Here is a 13,699-nt window from a genome sequence, read left to right as displayed (position 1 = left end):
CTCTCAGCCCTTCGATCCACGGTTGCGGCGGCCGCCCCGGCGGGCGGACGGCAGGGTCTTGCCGATGACAACGGTGCGCGCGGGCGCGTCCTCGGGAGCCGCCTTACGGCCGATCGCGCGCCGGACGCCGTAGCCGAACGCGGCCACCTTGACCAGCGGTCCGCCGAAGGCGGAGGAGACGGTCGAGGACAGCGCGGAGGCGTTCGAGGTGACCTCCTGGACGTCGGAGGCGATCGAGTCCACGCGCGCGAGCTGGGTGTTCGCCTCGCGCACGGTCGCTGACGCCTCGCTGAGCAGCGGCACCGCCTGCTCGGTGACCTCGGCCACCAGCCGGGTCGTCGCCTTGAGCGTCTGGGCGAGCCTCACCAGGGCGAGGGCGAGGAAGGACACCAGGATCGCCCAGAAGACGGCCACGAGGATCCCGGCCACCTCTCCACCGGACACGTTGCACCGCTCCCTGCTGCCGATCACGTCGGTCGTCGTCGTTCAGGTCGTCCGTCGATTCGAATCGTGCGTCGATTCGAGTCGTCCGTCGCCCGCCGGTCTCGGGCGGTCATCCGGCGCGGGCGGCAGGTATCGACCCTATCGCGCCGGGCAGGCCCGGCTGAAACGCATTCCCCTCAGCCAAACAGCCCGCGGGCTCCCCTCCGACACAGCGGTCGATGGGGAACCCGCGGGCTGTTGAGCACAGACGGATCCGCTGGGTCAGCGGGCGTAGTACTCGACGACGAGCTGCTCGTCGCAGATCACCGGGACCTCCTTGCGGTTCGGGTCCCGGTCCAGGCGGAAGGCGAGCGCCTTCAGGTTGACCTGCAGGTAGCGCGGGGTCTCGCCGTCGGGGGCGTAGCCACCCTCACGGGCCACCTGGAAGGGGTGCTTCTCGCGGCTGCGCTCGCGGACCATCACCACGTCGTCCGGGCGGACCCGGAAGGAGGGCTTGTCGACCTTGCGGCCGTTGACCTCGATGTGACCGTGGACCACCATCTGGCGGGCCTGGTAAATCGTGCGGGCGATTCCCGACCGCAGGACGAGCGCGTCCAGACGGCGCTCAAGCTCGATGATCAGGGCCTCGCCTGTCTTGCCATCGACCTTCCGAGCGCGGTCGTAGGCACGGGCCATCTGGCGCTCGCTGATGTCGTACTGAGCGCGCAGGCGCTGCTTCTCCAGCAGCCGGACCTTGTAGTCACTGGTCTGCTTGCGGCCACGGCCGTGCTCGCCGGGCGGGTAGGGACGGGCCTCGAAGTACTTGACGGCCTTCGGCGTCAGCGCGATGCCGAGTGCGCGCGACTTCTTGACCTTGGGACGCGACTGGTTCACGTGGAACGAACCTCCATGTAAGTTAGGTATGCCTTACCTTAGCCGAGGAGAACGCATGTTTCGACCTGGGATCCCCCTGCCCAGCACTGCTCAGAGCCTTCAGGAGGGTCAGCCGCGTCCCAAGGAAGACGCCCTGCGGCCTACGGCGGCAGAGCGTGTACGAACTCTCGTGGAAGCCAAGGCTACGGCGTCATTGACGATTCCCGGAATCGAGGTCCCCGATGATCTCGGCACGGACGGACCGGCCGCCCGCGCCGTCACCCCGGACGGGGATGTGCTGTTGCTGGTCTCCGGCGCCTCACCGGCGGCCCGCGCCGCGGCCTACGCGCAGGATGACGACCTGACCTGCGTGATAGAGATCACGGATGTCGCCCCGGTCTCGGTGCCCCAGCGGATTCGCGGCCGCGCCTGGGTGGCGGGCTGGCTCACCCCCGTACGCGGCGGCGACCGCGCCGCGAGCGCGGCACTGCTCGCCCAGCACCACCCGGTCGGTGAGCTGCTGGGCCTCGGGGAGGCCCTGCAGCCCGACTCCGCCGCCGGACCGCGCAGCCGGACCGCCGCGTGGACGCTGCTGCGGCTGGAGGTCGCCGAGGCCTGTGTGGACGACCTGTGGGGCGCGGACGGCGTCGAGCCGGACGACTTCGCGCAGGCCGCCCCCGACCCGCTCGCCCCGCACGAGGCCGAGCTGCTGCAGCATCTGCACGCGGCCCACAGCGACCAGGTGAGCGGGCTGTGCGCCCTGCTGGGCGAGCGCTCGTCCATGGTGTGCACCCGTGGCGCCGCGATCCCCGTGGCCCTCGACCGCTTCGGCCTGCGCGTCCGCTTCACCGACGACGCCGACCAGCCGTTCGACGCGCGCTTCGACTTCCCGGAGCCGGTGGAGAGCGTCTCCGAACTGCGCCGCGCGATGCACGCCCTGTTCGAGGCGGCCGCCGACTAGGAGCGGCCCCGGGCGCCCGGCCCGGGACGGAGCAAGCCCGTGACGGCGCCCCCGGACCAGGGGTGCGGGGGCGGCGCGGGCCGAAACCCCTTACTAAGAGGACCCCTTACTGCGAGGACTCCGGCGGCGGGTCACCGCGCAGCCGCGCCCGGACCCGCTCGACCACATCGGCGTAGCGGGCCTCCGCCCCGTACCGCGTCGGCTCGTAGTAGCGCTTCCCGTGGATCTTGTCCGGCGCGTACTGCTGCGCCGCGATACCGCCCGGCAGATCGTGCGGATACAGATAGCCCTGGGCGTGGCCGAGCTTTTCGGCGCCCTTGTAGTGCCCGTCCCGCAGATGCGGCGGCACCGGGCCCGCGAGCCCCGCCCGGACGTCCGCCAGCGCCGCCCCTATCGCCGTCGTGGCCGCGTTGGACTTGGGCGCGAGCGCCAGCGCGATCGTGGCATGGCTGAGCGTCAGAGCGGCCTCGGGGAAACCGATCAGCGCGACCGCCTGCGCCGCCGCCACGGCGGTGGGCAGGGCGGTCGGATCGGCCAGCCCGATGTCCTCGCTCGCCGAGATCATCAGCCGCCGCGCGATGAACCGCGGGTCCTCCCCCGCCTCGATCATCCGCGCCAGATAGTGCAGCGCGGCGTCCACATCCGAGCCGCGGATCGACTTGATGAGAGCGCTTGCCACGTCATAGTGCTGATCACCGGCCCGGTCATAGGTGACCGCGGCCCGGTTGACCGCCTCCTCCAGCGTGGTCAGCGTGATCTCCGCCTCGCCCTTGGCGATCGCCGCCCCGGCCCCCGCCTCCAGCGCGGTGAGCGCCCGCCGGGCGTCCCCGCCCGCGATCCGCAGCAGATGCCCCTCGGCCTCGTCGGGCAGGGTGACCGCGCCGCCGAGCCCCCGCTCGTCGGCCAGCGCACGGCGCAGCAGCCCGCGCAGATCCTCGTCGGTGAGCGGTTCCAGGGTGAGCAGCAGCGAGCGGGACAGCAGCGGGGAGATCACCGAGAAGTACGGGTTCTCGGTGGTGGCCGCGATCAGGGTGACCCAGCGGTTCTCCACGGCGGGCAGCAGCGAATCCTGCTGCGCCTTGCTGAAACGGTGGATCTCGTCCAGGAAGAGCACGGTCTCCCGGCCGTACGCCCCCGAGGAGCGGCGTGCGCCGTCGATGACGGCCCGCACCTCCTTCACCCCCGCGGTGATCGCCGAAAGCTCCACGAACCGCTTCTGGGTGGCCTGGCTGACCACATACGCGAGGGTGGTCTTCCCGATGCCGGGCGGGCCCCACAGCAGCACCGAGGACGGCCCGGCCGGGCCCCCGCTGCCCTCGCCGACCAGTCTGCGCAACGGGGCCCCGGGGCGCAGCAGATGCTGCTGGCCTGCGACCTCGTCCAGCGTGCGCGGGCGCATGCGCACGGCCAGCGGACTGCTGGACGGGTCCTTCTCCTGGCGGTCCTCGGCGGCGGCGGTGAACAGATCTGGCTCCACCCGGGAAGCCTATGACACCGCACCGACAGCGCCCCTTCCCCGGGGCCCGGGCCAGCGGTTTCGCGGGCTCGGGCGGATTCCCGGGCTGGGGTTAGCTGGTCCAGAAGTCCCACCAGCGCGTCAGGATCAGCATCCCGATCACGCCGAGCCACATCACCGGAACCACCCAGTGGAACTCCAGCAGCCCGCGCCGCAGTCCGTCGGGCGCCGGGAGGTAGCCGTGCTTGAGGTTGTGGCCGGTGACGTAGCAGAACATCACGATGGTGGCGACCCAGGCCAGGCAGCACCACAGGCACAGCGAGCCGATGACGTACAGCGACTCGTACTGGAGCCAGGTCACGAAACCGGCGCCGAAGAGGGTGCCCGCGTTGAACGTCAGCCAGTACCAGCGCGGGAAGCGCGCCCCGGCCAGCAGGGAGACGCCCACGCAGATGACGATCCCGTAGGCGACCAGGCCGAGCATCGGGTTCGGGAAGCCGAACGCCTCGGCCTGCTTGCTCTCCATGATGTTGCCGCAGGAGACCACGGGGTTGAGGCTGCAGCCGGGGGTGAAGACCTTGCCGTCGGCCTTGAACTCAAGGATCTTGTTCTTGTCGAGCGTGATGACCCAGGCCGCCAGCAGCCCCATCGCGCCGGTGATCATGAGCAGGAGCGCGAAGGCGCGGCCGCCCCCCGTTCCGGTCCGAGCGCCGTCCCGCGCCTCGTCGGACTCCACGTCGTCCATCAGTGTCGTCGCCATATCGCCGTCCGTCGCTCTCCACACTGTCCGGCCCCGTCGGGCACGGCCATTGTGCCCCAACCCATGGCGCCGCAATGCCCCGTTGTCAGGGCCCGACCATCTTCGCGGATCTTCCGTTGGGCGCGGATAAGCACGGGCTCCGGGGCGCAGCGGGGGGCCATGATCCCGCCCCGAGGGGCGGGACCGGCCCCGGGGGGCCGCGTCGATTGGCAGGATGAATCGCTCCCGCCGCGTTGACGGCAGCCCCCTCTGAGGGAGTCAGCTCAGCTTCGCCTGGACCGCGGTCACGATCTTGGACAGCGGAACGGCCTCCTGTTCGCCCGACTCCATGTCCTTCAGCTGGACCACGCCCTCCGCGAAGTCACGCTCGCCCGCCACGATGGCGTACCGCGCCCCGCTGCGGTTCGCGGCCTTCATCGCGGCCTTGAGCCCCTTGCCGCCGTACGCGAAGTCGGTCGCCACGCCTTCCTTGCGCAGCTCGGCGACGACGCCGAAGAGGACCTTCCGGGCCTCCTCCCCCAGCGGCACGGCGAAGACGCTCGTCGCGTCCGGCAGGTCCAGCCGGACGCCCTCGGCCTCCAGCGCGAGCACCGTACGGTCCACCCCGAGCGCCCAGCCGACCGACGGGAGCGCCGGGCCGCCGATCATCTCGGAGAGGCCGTCGTACCGGCCGCCGCCGCCGACCGCGGACTGCGAGCCGAGCCCGTCGTGGACGAACTCGAAGGTGGTCCGGGTGTAGTAGTCGAGGCCGCGGACCAGCTTCGGGTCGTCCTCGAAGACCACGCCCTGCGTGGTGATCAGCTCGCGCACCTGCGCGTGGTATTCGCGGCAGCCGTCGCACAGGTAGTCGCGCAGCAGCGGCGCTCCGGTCAGCTGCTTCTGGACGGCGTCCCGCTTGTCGTCGAGCACCCGCAGCGGGTTGATGTCGATGCGCCGCCGGGTGTCCTCGTCCAGGTCGAGCCCGCGCAGGAAGTCCTGGAGGGCGGCCCGGTAGACGGGGCGGCACTCGGCGTCGCCGAGCGAGTTCAGCAGGATGCGGAAGTCACGCAGCCCCAGCGACCGGTAGGCGTCGTGCGCGAGGATGATCAGCTCGGCGTCGAGGGCCGGGTCCTCTGCGCCGATCGCCTCGGCGCCGACCTGCGAGAAGTGGCGGTAGCGGCCCTTCTGGGGGCGCTCGTAGCGGTAGTACGAGCCGGAGTACCAGAGCTTGACCGGCAGGCTCCCGGCCTTGTGCAGGTTGGCCTCCAGCGCGGCGCGCAGCACCGACGCGGTCCCCTCGGGGCGCAGCGCCAGCTCGTCGCCGCCCTTGGTGGTGAGGGTGTACATCTCCTTCGTGACGATGTCGGTGGACTCGCCGACACCGCGCGCGAAGAGTTCGACGTTCTCGAAGCCGGGGGTCTCGACGTAGCCGTAGCCGGACCGCCGGAGCGGGGTGGCGATGGCGTCCCGCACCGCGAGGTAGGTCGCGGAGACCGGCGGGATCAGGTCATAGGTGCCCTTGGGGGCCTTGAAGGTGCTCAACGTGGGTTCTCTCGTCACATTCCTCGTCGCGGAGCCGCGGCCGCGTCGGCGGCGCCTTGGGGGCCGGCGGCCACCTGCCGCAGGAAGGGGTTGGTGGCGCGCTCGCGGCCGATGCTGGTCTGGGGGCCGTGGCCGGACAGCACCACGGTCGAGTCGTCGAGCGGCAGGCACACACGGGCCAGGGACTCGAGGATCTCGGCGTGGTCGCCGCCGGGCAGATCGGTGCGTCCGATGGAGCCGGCGAAGAGCAGGTCGCCCGAGAAGAACACCGGGGGGATGTCCGCCTGTTCGGGCAGCCTGAAGGTCACCGACCCCTTGGTATGGCCCGGCGCGTGCGCGACGGTGAACTCCATCCCGGCCAGCTTCAGTTCGGAGCCGTCCGCCAGTTCCTTCACGTCGTCCGGCTCGCCGACGGTCAGCTCGCCCATCAGCTGCGTCCCGATGGACCGCCCGAGCGCCTTGGCCGGGTCGCTCATCATGTAGCGGTCGGCGGGGTGGATCCAGGCCGGTACGTCATGGGCGCCGCAGACCGGGACCACCGAGGCGACATGGTCGATGTGGCCGTGGGTGAGGATGACGGCGACAGGCTTGAGCCGGTGTTTGGAGACGGCTTCCTCGACGCCCTGGGCCGCTTGGTGGCCCGGGTCGATGATCACGCACTCCTCACCCGCGGCGGGGGCGACCAGGTAGCAGTTGGTCCCCCAGGCCCCGGCGGGGAACCCGGCAATGAGCACGATCGTCCTTAAATGTCGTCCGGAAGAGTCGGCCGGCGGAAGAATGTCGGCAGCTCCAGAGCTTACCGGCGGCGGCCCCGGCACAGCGAACCCGTATACGGTACGGCCGAGCCCTCCGGCAGGACACCGAATGACATACGGCGTGAGGAGACGACCCGGTGGTCAGTAGCGAGCAGCGGCGGCGGCAGCTTGCCCGGGAGAAGTACCTGCGGCAGCAGCAGCGGCGCGAGACGGCACGGCGCAAGTCCCGCCAGCGCAATGTGGTGATCGCTTCCGTGCTGGCCGTGGTGCTGGCGGGCGGCGGGGCCGTGGCGGCCGCGGGCGCCTTCTCCGGGGACGACAAGGACAAGAAGAAGGACGACGCCGCGTCCACTCCTTCGGCCCCCTCCACCAGCAAGGCGCCGGACCCGTGCGCCAAGGAGGCGAAGGCGGTCGCGGGGAAGAAGCCGAAGAAGATGTCGTTCAAGAAGGAGCCCGCGGTCTCCATCGACAAGTCGGCCTCGTACGCCATGAACCTGGAGACGACCTGCGGGGACATCTCCATCGACATGGACGCGGCCAAGGCGCCGCACACGGTGAACTCGTTCAACTTCCTGGCGGGCAAGGGGTACTTCGACCACACCAAGTGCCACCGGCTGGTGCCCCAGCAGATCTACGTGCTCCAGTGCGGTGATCCGCAGGGCACCGGCGCGGGCGGCCCCGGCTACAAGCTGCCGGACGAGAACCTGAAGGACCCCTCGCTCAAGGGCGGCAAGTACCCGGCGGGCACGGTCGCGATGGCGAACCAGTACAACGCGCAGACCAAGCAGGGCCGCGACAGCGGCGGCAGCCAGTTCTTCCTGGTCTACCAGGACAGCCCGCTGCCGCCGGACTACACGCCCTTCGGGAAGATCTCCAAGGACGGTATGAAGGTCCTGAAGAAGATCGCCTCCGCCGGAGCGGCGGCCCCCGATCAGATGCAGAACACCGCCCCGAACGCCAGCGTGGTGATCAACAAGGCGACGGTCACCAAGTCCTGAGGTCGCCGGGCGTGCGTACCGCGAAATTTCGGTCGCGCAGGATACGGACAGCCGGGGCACCGGTCGCCTATGTTGGCGTTGTGCAGGGTGTCTGCCGCGATGGCCGCACCATCCTGCTGGGAGACCGGCCCGGGCGTCGCTGCCCGGCCGGAAGAAACTGTGGACGATGCCCGCGGGCCGCACGCCCGCCCCGGCATCATGTGGAGGAGGCGCTGTGAGCAGCGAGCCTTGGGGCCGCGTCGACGAGACGGGGACCGTGTACGTGCGTACGGCCGGCGGTGAGCAGGTCGTCGGATCGTGGCAGGCGGGGTCGCCGGAAGAGGCCCTCGCCTACTTCGAACGCAAGTACGACGGTCTGGTCGTCGAGATCGACCTTCTCGAGCGCCGGGTCAAGACCACCGACCTGTCGGCCAAGGACGCGACGGCGGCCATCGAACACATCCGGCAGCAGGTCGACGAGCACCATGTGGTCGGCGACCTGGACGCGCTGCGCAAGCGGCTCGACCAGCTCGCCAAGGACGTCGAGGCGCGCCGTGAGGAGCGCCGGGCGGCCAAGGCGGTCCAGGCCGACGAGGCCCGGCAGGCCAAGGAGGCGCTGGTCGCCGAGGCCGAGGAGCTGGCGGCCAGTGAGCAGTGGCGGGCGGCCGGGGAGCGGCTGCGCGCCCTGGTCGACACCTGGAAGGGCTTGCCGCGGCTGGACCGCAAGGCGGACGACGCGCTGTGGCACCGGTTCTCGCACGCCCGCTCGGCGTTCTCCAAGCGGCGCAAGGCGCACTTCGCGGCGCTGGACGCGCAGCGCGAGGAGGCCCGGCAGACCAAGGAGAAGCTGGTCGCCGAGGCGGAGGCGCTGTCCGGCTCCACCGACTGGGGGCCGACCGCGGCCCGCTACCGGGAGCTGATGTCCGATTGGAAGGCCGCGGGCCGCGCGCAGCGCGAGCACGAGGACGACCTGTGGAACCGGTTCCGGGGCGCTCAGGACGTCTTCTTCCAGGCCCGGGGCGCGGTCTTCGCGGAGCGCGACGCCGAGCAGCGGGAGAACCTGGAGCGCAAGGAGGAGCTGGTCGCCGAGGCCGAGAAGCTGCTGCCGATCTCGGACCTGAAGGCGTCCCGCGCGGCGTTCCGGTCGATCAACGAGCGGTGGGAGGCCATCGGCCATGTGCCGCGGGACGCCCGCGCCCGCGTCGAGGGCCGGCTGCACACGGTCGAGCGCGCCTTCCAGGAGGCCGACGAGGCCGAGTGGCGGCGTACGAACCCGGAGGCGCGGGCGCGCGCCCAGGGGCTCACCGGTCAGCTCCAGGACGCCGTCGACAAGCTGCGCTCCCAGGTCGACGCGGCCCGCGCGGCGGGGAACAACGCGAAGGCCGACAAGCTCTCCAAGGAGCTGGAGGGCCGGCAGGCGCTGCTGGACCAGGCGCTCAAGGGCCTGGAGGAGTTCGGCGGCTGACGCCGGACAGCTGAACGTCTGAACGCGAAGGGCGGCCCCGGGAGAGTCCGGGGCCGCCCTTCGCGTTCTGCGGGCGTTCTGCGGCGCTTTCTCAGCGCGCCCGGGCCGAAGTGACCCGGTACACGTCGTAGACGCCCTCGACGCCGCGTACGGCCTTCAGGACGTGTCCCAGGTGCTTGGGGTCGCCCATCTCGAACGTGAAGCGCGAGGTGGCCACCCGGTCGCGGGAGGTCTGCACGGCCGCCGACAGGATGTTGACGTGCTGGTCGGACAGGACGCGGGTGACGTCCGACAGCAGCCGGGACCGGTCCAGCGCCTCGACCTGGATGGCGACCAGGAAGACCGACGACTGGGTGGGCGCCCACTCGACGTCGAGGATGCGCTCGGGCTGCTGGGAGAGCGAGTCGACGTTGACGCAGTCGGCGCGGTGCACGGAGACGCCGCTGCCGCGGGTGACGAAGCCGATGATGGGGTCGCCCGGCACCGGCGTACAGCAGCGGGCCAGCTTGACCCACACGTCCTCGACGCCCTTGACGACGACGCCCGGGTCGGCGTTGGAGCGGCGCTTGGAGCGCCGGATGGGCGGGGCGGTCTCGGCGATGTCCTCGTTGGCGGCCTCCTCGCCGCCGAGGGCCGAGACGAGCTTGCCGACGACGTTCTGCGCGGAGACATGGCCCTCGCCGATGGCCGCGTAGAGCGAGGAGATGTCCGGGTAGCGCATCTCGTGGGCGAGGGTGACCAGCGAGTCGCCGGTCAGGATCCGCTGGATCGGCAGGTTCTGCTTGCGCATCGCCCGGACGATCGCGTCCTTGCCCTGCTCGATGGCCTCGTCGCGGCGCTCCTTGGAGAACCAGCCGCGGATCTTGTTACGGGCCCGCGGCGACTTGACGAAGCCCAGCCAGTCGCGGGACGGCCCGGCACCGGCCGCCTTGGAGGTGAAGACCTCCACCAGGTCGCCGTTGTCGAGGGTCGACTCCAGCGGCACCAGCCGCCCGTTCACCCGCGCCCCGATCGTGCGGTGGCCGACCTCGGTGTGGACGGCGTAGGCGAAGTCCACCGGGGTGGCCCCGGCGGGCAGCGCTATGACGTCGCCCTTGGGCGTGAAGACGAAGACCTCGTTGCGGGACAGGTCGAACCGCAGCGACTCCAGGAACTCGCCCGGGTCCTCGGTCTCCTTCTGCCAGTCCAGGAGCTGCCGCAGCCACGCCATGTCGTTGACGGCGTCGTCCTTGCCGGCCTTGCCCCGGGGCACGTCGGTGCGCACCTTGGAGGTGCCCGCGACGGCCTCCTGCTTGTACTTCCAGTGCGCGGCGATGCCGTATTCGGCGCGGCGGTGCATGTCGAAGGTGCGGATCTGCAGCTCGACCGGCTTGCCGCTGGGCCCGATGACCGTCGTGTGCAGCGACTGGTACATGTTGAACTTGGGCATCGCGATGTAGTCCTTGAACCGCCCGGGCACCGGGTTCCACCGCGCGTGGATGGTCCCGAGCGCCGCGTAGCAGTCGCGGACGGTGTCGACGAGCACCCTGATGCCCACCAGGTCGTAGATCTCGGCGAAGTCCCGGCCCCGCACGATCATCTTCTGGTAGACGGAGTAGTAGTGCTTGGGGCGGCCGGTGACGGTCGCCTTGATGCGGGCCGCCCGCAGATCGCCCTGGACCTGGTCGGTGACGACGGCCAGGTACTCGTCGCGCTTGGGGGCGCGCTCGGCGACCAGCCGGACGATCTCGTCGTACATCTTGGGGTAGAGGATCGCGAAGGCGAGGTCCTCCAGCTCCCACTTGATGGTGTTCATGCCCAGCCGGTGGGCGAGCGGGGCGTAGATCTCCAGCGTCTCGCGGGCCTTCTTCTCCTGCTTCTCCCGCTTCAGGTAGCGCATGGTGCGCATGTTGTGCAGCCGGTCGGCGAGCTTGATCACCAGCACCCGGGGGTCCTTGGCCATCGCGACGACCATCTTGCGCACGGTCTCGGCCTGGGCCGCCTCGCCGAACTTGACCTTGTCCAGCTTGGTGACGCCGTCGACGAGCAGGGCGACCTGATCGCCGAAGTCGCGGCGCAGGGTGTCCAGGCCGTACTCGGTGTCCTCGACGGTGTCGTGCAGCAGCCCGGCCATCAACGTGGCCGGATCCATACCCAGCTCGGCGAGGATCGTGGTCACCGCGAGCGGGTGGGTGATGTACGGATCGCCGCTCTTGCGCTTCTGGCCCCGGTGCCAGCGCTCGGCCACCTGGTACGCGCGCTCGATCTGGCGCAGCGTGGCGCCGTCCGCCTTGGGGTCGTTGCCGCGCACGATGCGCAGCAGGGGCTCCAGGACCGGGTTGTACGGGCTGGAGCGCTGCACGCCGAGGCGGGCGAGGCGGGCGCGTACGCGGTTGGACGAGCCGGAGCGCGGGGCCGGGCTCTGGGTGGTGCGCGGCGCGGCCGGGGCGGGCCTCAGCTCGCCCGGGCGGCCCGCCGCCGGGGGCTTCGGGCGCGTCTGCTCGGGGGCGCCGGACGCCGGGGCCGGACGGTCCGCGCCGTTTCCGGGCGTGGCTGAGGCCGCCGTCGGCTCGGCGGCGGTGGTCGCGTCCGCTGCGGGACGGACTCCGGGGGAGAGCGGCTGGGCCTCGTCTGGCAAGAGAGCACTCCTCAAGCGGTCCGGACCCCGGGGGGTCGGGGTGCCAATGGTATCGATCCCGCCACTCCGCTTGCCTCTCGGCCGCGATGCTGGGGAACGCCGGAGGGCGGGGACCTGTTCCTTGCGCAGGTCCCCGCCCTCCGGCGGCGGTTTCGGCGGATTCCGGTCAGACCGTGATCAGGGCCTCCAGCGGGGCGCTGTCGAGCGCGCTCAGCAAGCGTCTGCGGCCCTCCAGGAAGCCCAGCTCCATGAGCACGGCGACTCCGGCGACCTGCGCGCCGGCCCGCCGGATGAGCTGGAGGGAGGCCTCGGCGGTACCGCCGGTGGCGAGCACGTCGTCGATGACCAGGACCCGGTCGCCGGGGGCCAGCGCGTCCGCGTGTATCTCGATCTCCGCGGTGCCGTACTCCAGCTCGTACGCCTGCCCCAGGGTCGCCCCGGGGAGCTTTCCGGCCTTGCGGACCGGTACGAAGCCGATCCCGGCGCGCACGGCGGCCGGGGCGGCGAGGATGAAGCCGCGCGCCTCCAGGCCCACGACCTTGTCCGCCCGGTGCCGCACGCACAGCTCGGCGAGCGCCTCGGTCAGCGCGGAGAAGGCGGCGGCGTCGGCCAGCAGCGGGGTGATGTCCTTGAACATCACGCCCGGCTGCGGGTAGTCCGGCACGTCCTGGATGCGGCTGAGCAGCAGCCCGCGCAGCTCCTCGGTGCCGAGGGGGCCGGGGGTCGCGGTCGTGGTCTGTTCCGCGGCCTGCCCGCTCATCGGCGCTTCCCCGACGGTCGGCCGCGGCCCCGGTTGCGGGCGGCGGGCTGGCGGCGCTGGCCGACGACTCCGGCCGGGGCCGCGTCCTCCAGGTCCGCCTCGTCGCCGTCGTCGGCCGGGTGGTCCTCGTCCTTCCCCTCGCGCTCGGCCTCGGCCTTGGCGGCCGCGGCGCGCTTGGCGCGCACCCGCTTGGCCAGCGCCTTCATCTGCGGGTCACGGCTCTTGAAGTCGGAGACCAGCGGGGTGGCGATGAAGATCGAGGAGTACGCACCGGCGGCGAGGCCGACGAACAGGGCGAGCGAGATGTCGTTGAGCATGCCCGCGCCGAGCAGACCGCCGCCGATGAAGAGCATCGCGCCGACCGGCAGCAGCGCCACGACCGTGGTGTTGATGGAGCGCACCAGGGTCGAGTTGAGGCTGCGGTTGGCCACTTCGGCGTAGGTGTAGCGGGTCTGTTTGGTGATGTCCTTGGCGCCCTCCTTGAGACCGTCGAAGACGACGACGGTGTCGTAGAGGGAGTAACCGAGGATCGTCAGCAGACCGATCACGGTGCCCGGGGTGACCTCGAAGCCGACCAGCGCGTAGACACCGACGGTGATGGTGAGGTCGTGGATCAGGGCGATCAGGGCGGCCAGCGCCATCCGCCATTCGAAGGCGATGGCTAGATAGATCACCACCAGGACCATGAAGATCGCGAGGCCCTGCCATGCCTTGCCGGCGATCTCCTCACCCCAGCTCGGGCCGACCAGCTGGGTGTCGATCTTGTCGGTCTTGACGCCCAGCTCCTTGGCCAGGTTCTCCTGGACCGGCACCGCTTCCTTGGTGCCCAGTTCGCTGATCTGGATCCGCAGACCGCCGCGGCCCAGCTCCTGGACGACGGCGGTGTGGCCGCCGGACGCCTTCTCCGCCACCTCCTGGGCCTGGGAGACCGAGATGTTGCTGCTCGGGGTGTTGAAGACCGCGCCGCCGGAGAACTCGATGCCCATGTTGAGCCCGCGCACCGCCAGGCCGGCGATGGCCGTGATGGTGATCAGTATCGAGATGGCGTACCAGATCTTCCGCTTGCCGACGAAGTCGTAGCCGACCTCGCCTCGGTAGAGCCTGGCGCCGAGATTGCCGAGTCGCGACATC

Annotated in this window: 12 protein-coding genes; 3 read left to right on the top strand and 9 right to left on the bottom strand. The window is 71.0% G+C overall.

The window, feature by feature from the left end:
* Positions 1-3: 3 nt before the first annotated feature.
* Together ACFV9T_RS26530 and rpsD are read right to left on the bottom strand one after the other, a co-directional pair.
* On the bottom strand, positions 4-444 hold the full coding sequence (locus ACFV9T_RS26530; protein ID WP_385444552.1) for a DUF948 domain-containing protein: 441 nt from the start codon (positions 442-444) through the stop codon (positions 4-6).
* Positions 445-705: 261 nt separating this feature from the next.
* On the bottom strand, positions 706-1,317 hold the full coding sequence (gene rpsD / locus ACFV9T_RS26525) for a 30S ribosomal protein S4 (RefSeq protein ID WP_009713641.1): 612 nt from the start codon (positions 1,315-1,317) through the stop codon (positions 706-708).
* A 193-nt stretch (positions 1,318-1,510) separates the two neighbouring features.
* On the opposite strand from rpsD, the gene ACFV9T_RS26520 reads away from it, so the two are divergent.
* Positions 1,511-2,257 (top strand): DUF2470 domain-containing protein, encoded by a 747-nt coding sequence (locus ACFV9T_RS26520; protein ID WP_385444549.1) that lies wholly within the window; start codon positions 1,511-1,513, stop codon positions 2,255-2,257.
* Positions 2,258-2,363: 106 nt separating this feature from the next.
* Here the strand turns inward: ACFV9T_RS26520 and ACFV9T_RS26515 are convergent, their stop codons facing one another.
* The 4 genes from ACFV9T_RS26515 to ACFV9T_RS26500 all read right to left on the bottom strand — a co-directional run bounded on the left by ACFV9T_RS26515 (position 2,364) and on the right by ACFV9T_RS26500 (position 6,728).
* On the bottom strand, positions 2,364-3,734 hold the full coding sequence (locus ACFV9T_RS26515) for a replication-associated recombination protein A (RefSeq protein WP_385444547.1): 1,371 nt from the start codon (positions 3,732-3,734) through the stop codon (positions 2,364-2,366).
* A 91-nt stretch (positions 3,735-3,825) separates the two neighbouring features.
* Positions 3,826-4,473 (bottom strand): vitamin K epoxide reductase family protein, encoded by a 648-nt coding sequence (locus ACFV9T_RS26510; protein ID WP_385444545.1) that lies wholly within the window; start codon positions 4,471-4,473, stop codon positions 3,826-3,828.
* Between the two features lie 258 nt (positions 4,474-4,731).
* On the bottom strand, positions 4,732-5,994 hold the full coding sequence (gene hisS, locus ACFV9T_RS26505) for a histidine--tRNA ligase (RefSeq protein WP_385444543.1): 1,263 nt from the start codon (positions 5,992-5,994) through the stop codon (positions 4,732-4,734).
* 14 nt (positions 5,995-6,008) lie between these two features.
* A complete protein-coding gene (locus tag ACFV9T_RS26500) occupies positions 6,009-6,728 on the bottom strand; it encodes an MBL fold metallo-hydrolase (RefSeq protein ID WP_385444541.1) in 720 nt (239 codons plus the stop codon).
* A gap of 158 nt (positions 6,729-6,886) precedes the next feature.
* On the opposite strand from ACFV9T_RS26500, the gene ACFV9T_RS26495 reads away from it, so the two are divergent.
* Together ACFV9T_RS26495 and ACFV9T_RS26490 are read left to right on the top strand one after the other, a co-directional pair.
* Positions 6,887-7,747, top strand: a complete 861-nt coding sequence (locus ACFV9T_RS26495) for a peptidylprolyl isomerase (protein ID WP_385444539.1) — start codon at positions 6,887-6,889, stop codon at positions 7,745-7,747.
* Between the two features lie 214 nt (positions 7,748-7,961).
* Positions 7,962-9,191 carry a DUF349 domain-containing protein gene (locus ACFV9T_RS26490; RefSeq protein ID WP_385444538.1) on the top strand — a complete coding sequence of 410 codons (1,230 nt, stop codon included), beginning with the start codon at positions 7,962-7,964 and terminating at the stop codon, positions 9,189-9,191.
* 91 nt (positions 9,192-9,282) lie between these two features.
* On the opposite strand, the gene ACFV9T_RS26485 is transcribed toward ACFV9T_RS26490, so the two are convergent.
* The 3 genes from ACFV9T_RS26485 to secF all read right to left on the bottom strand — a co-directional run bounded on the left by ACFV9T_RS26485 (position 9,283) and on the right by secF (position 13,698).
* Positions 9,283-11,808 (bottom strand): RelA/SpoT family protein, encoded by a 2,526-nt coding sequence (locus ACFV9T_RS26485; protein ID WP_385444537.1) that lies wholly within the window; start codon positions 11,806-11,808, stop codon positions 9,283-9,285.
* Between the two features lie 166 nt (positions 11,809-11,974).
* Positions 11,975-12,568, bottom strand: coding sequence for an adenine phosphoribosyltransferase (locus tag ACFV9T_RS26480; RefSeq protein WP_385444535.1), 594 nt, complete (start codon positions 12,566-12,568; stop codon positions 11,975-11,977).
* A complete protein-coding gene (gene secF, locus ACFV9T_RS26475; protein WP_385444533.1) occupies positions 12,565-13,698 on the bottom strand; it encodes a protein translocase subunit SecF in 1,134 nt (377 codons plus the stop codon). The genes ACFV9T_RS26480 and secF overlap by 4 nt, the downstream gene beginning before the upstream one ends.
* Between the last annotated feature and the right edge of the window lies 1 nt (position 13,699).

The sequence above is a fragment of the Streptomyces sp. NPDC059850 genome, assembly GCF_042731515.1.
Taxonomy (GTDB): domain Bacteria; phylum Actinomycetota; class Actinomycetes; order Streptomycetales; family Streptomycetaceae; genus Streptomyces.
Note: the sequence above shows the minus strand (reverse complement) of the source record. Positions and strands in the feature narration are given on the sequence as shown.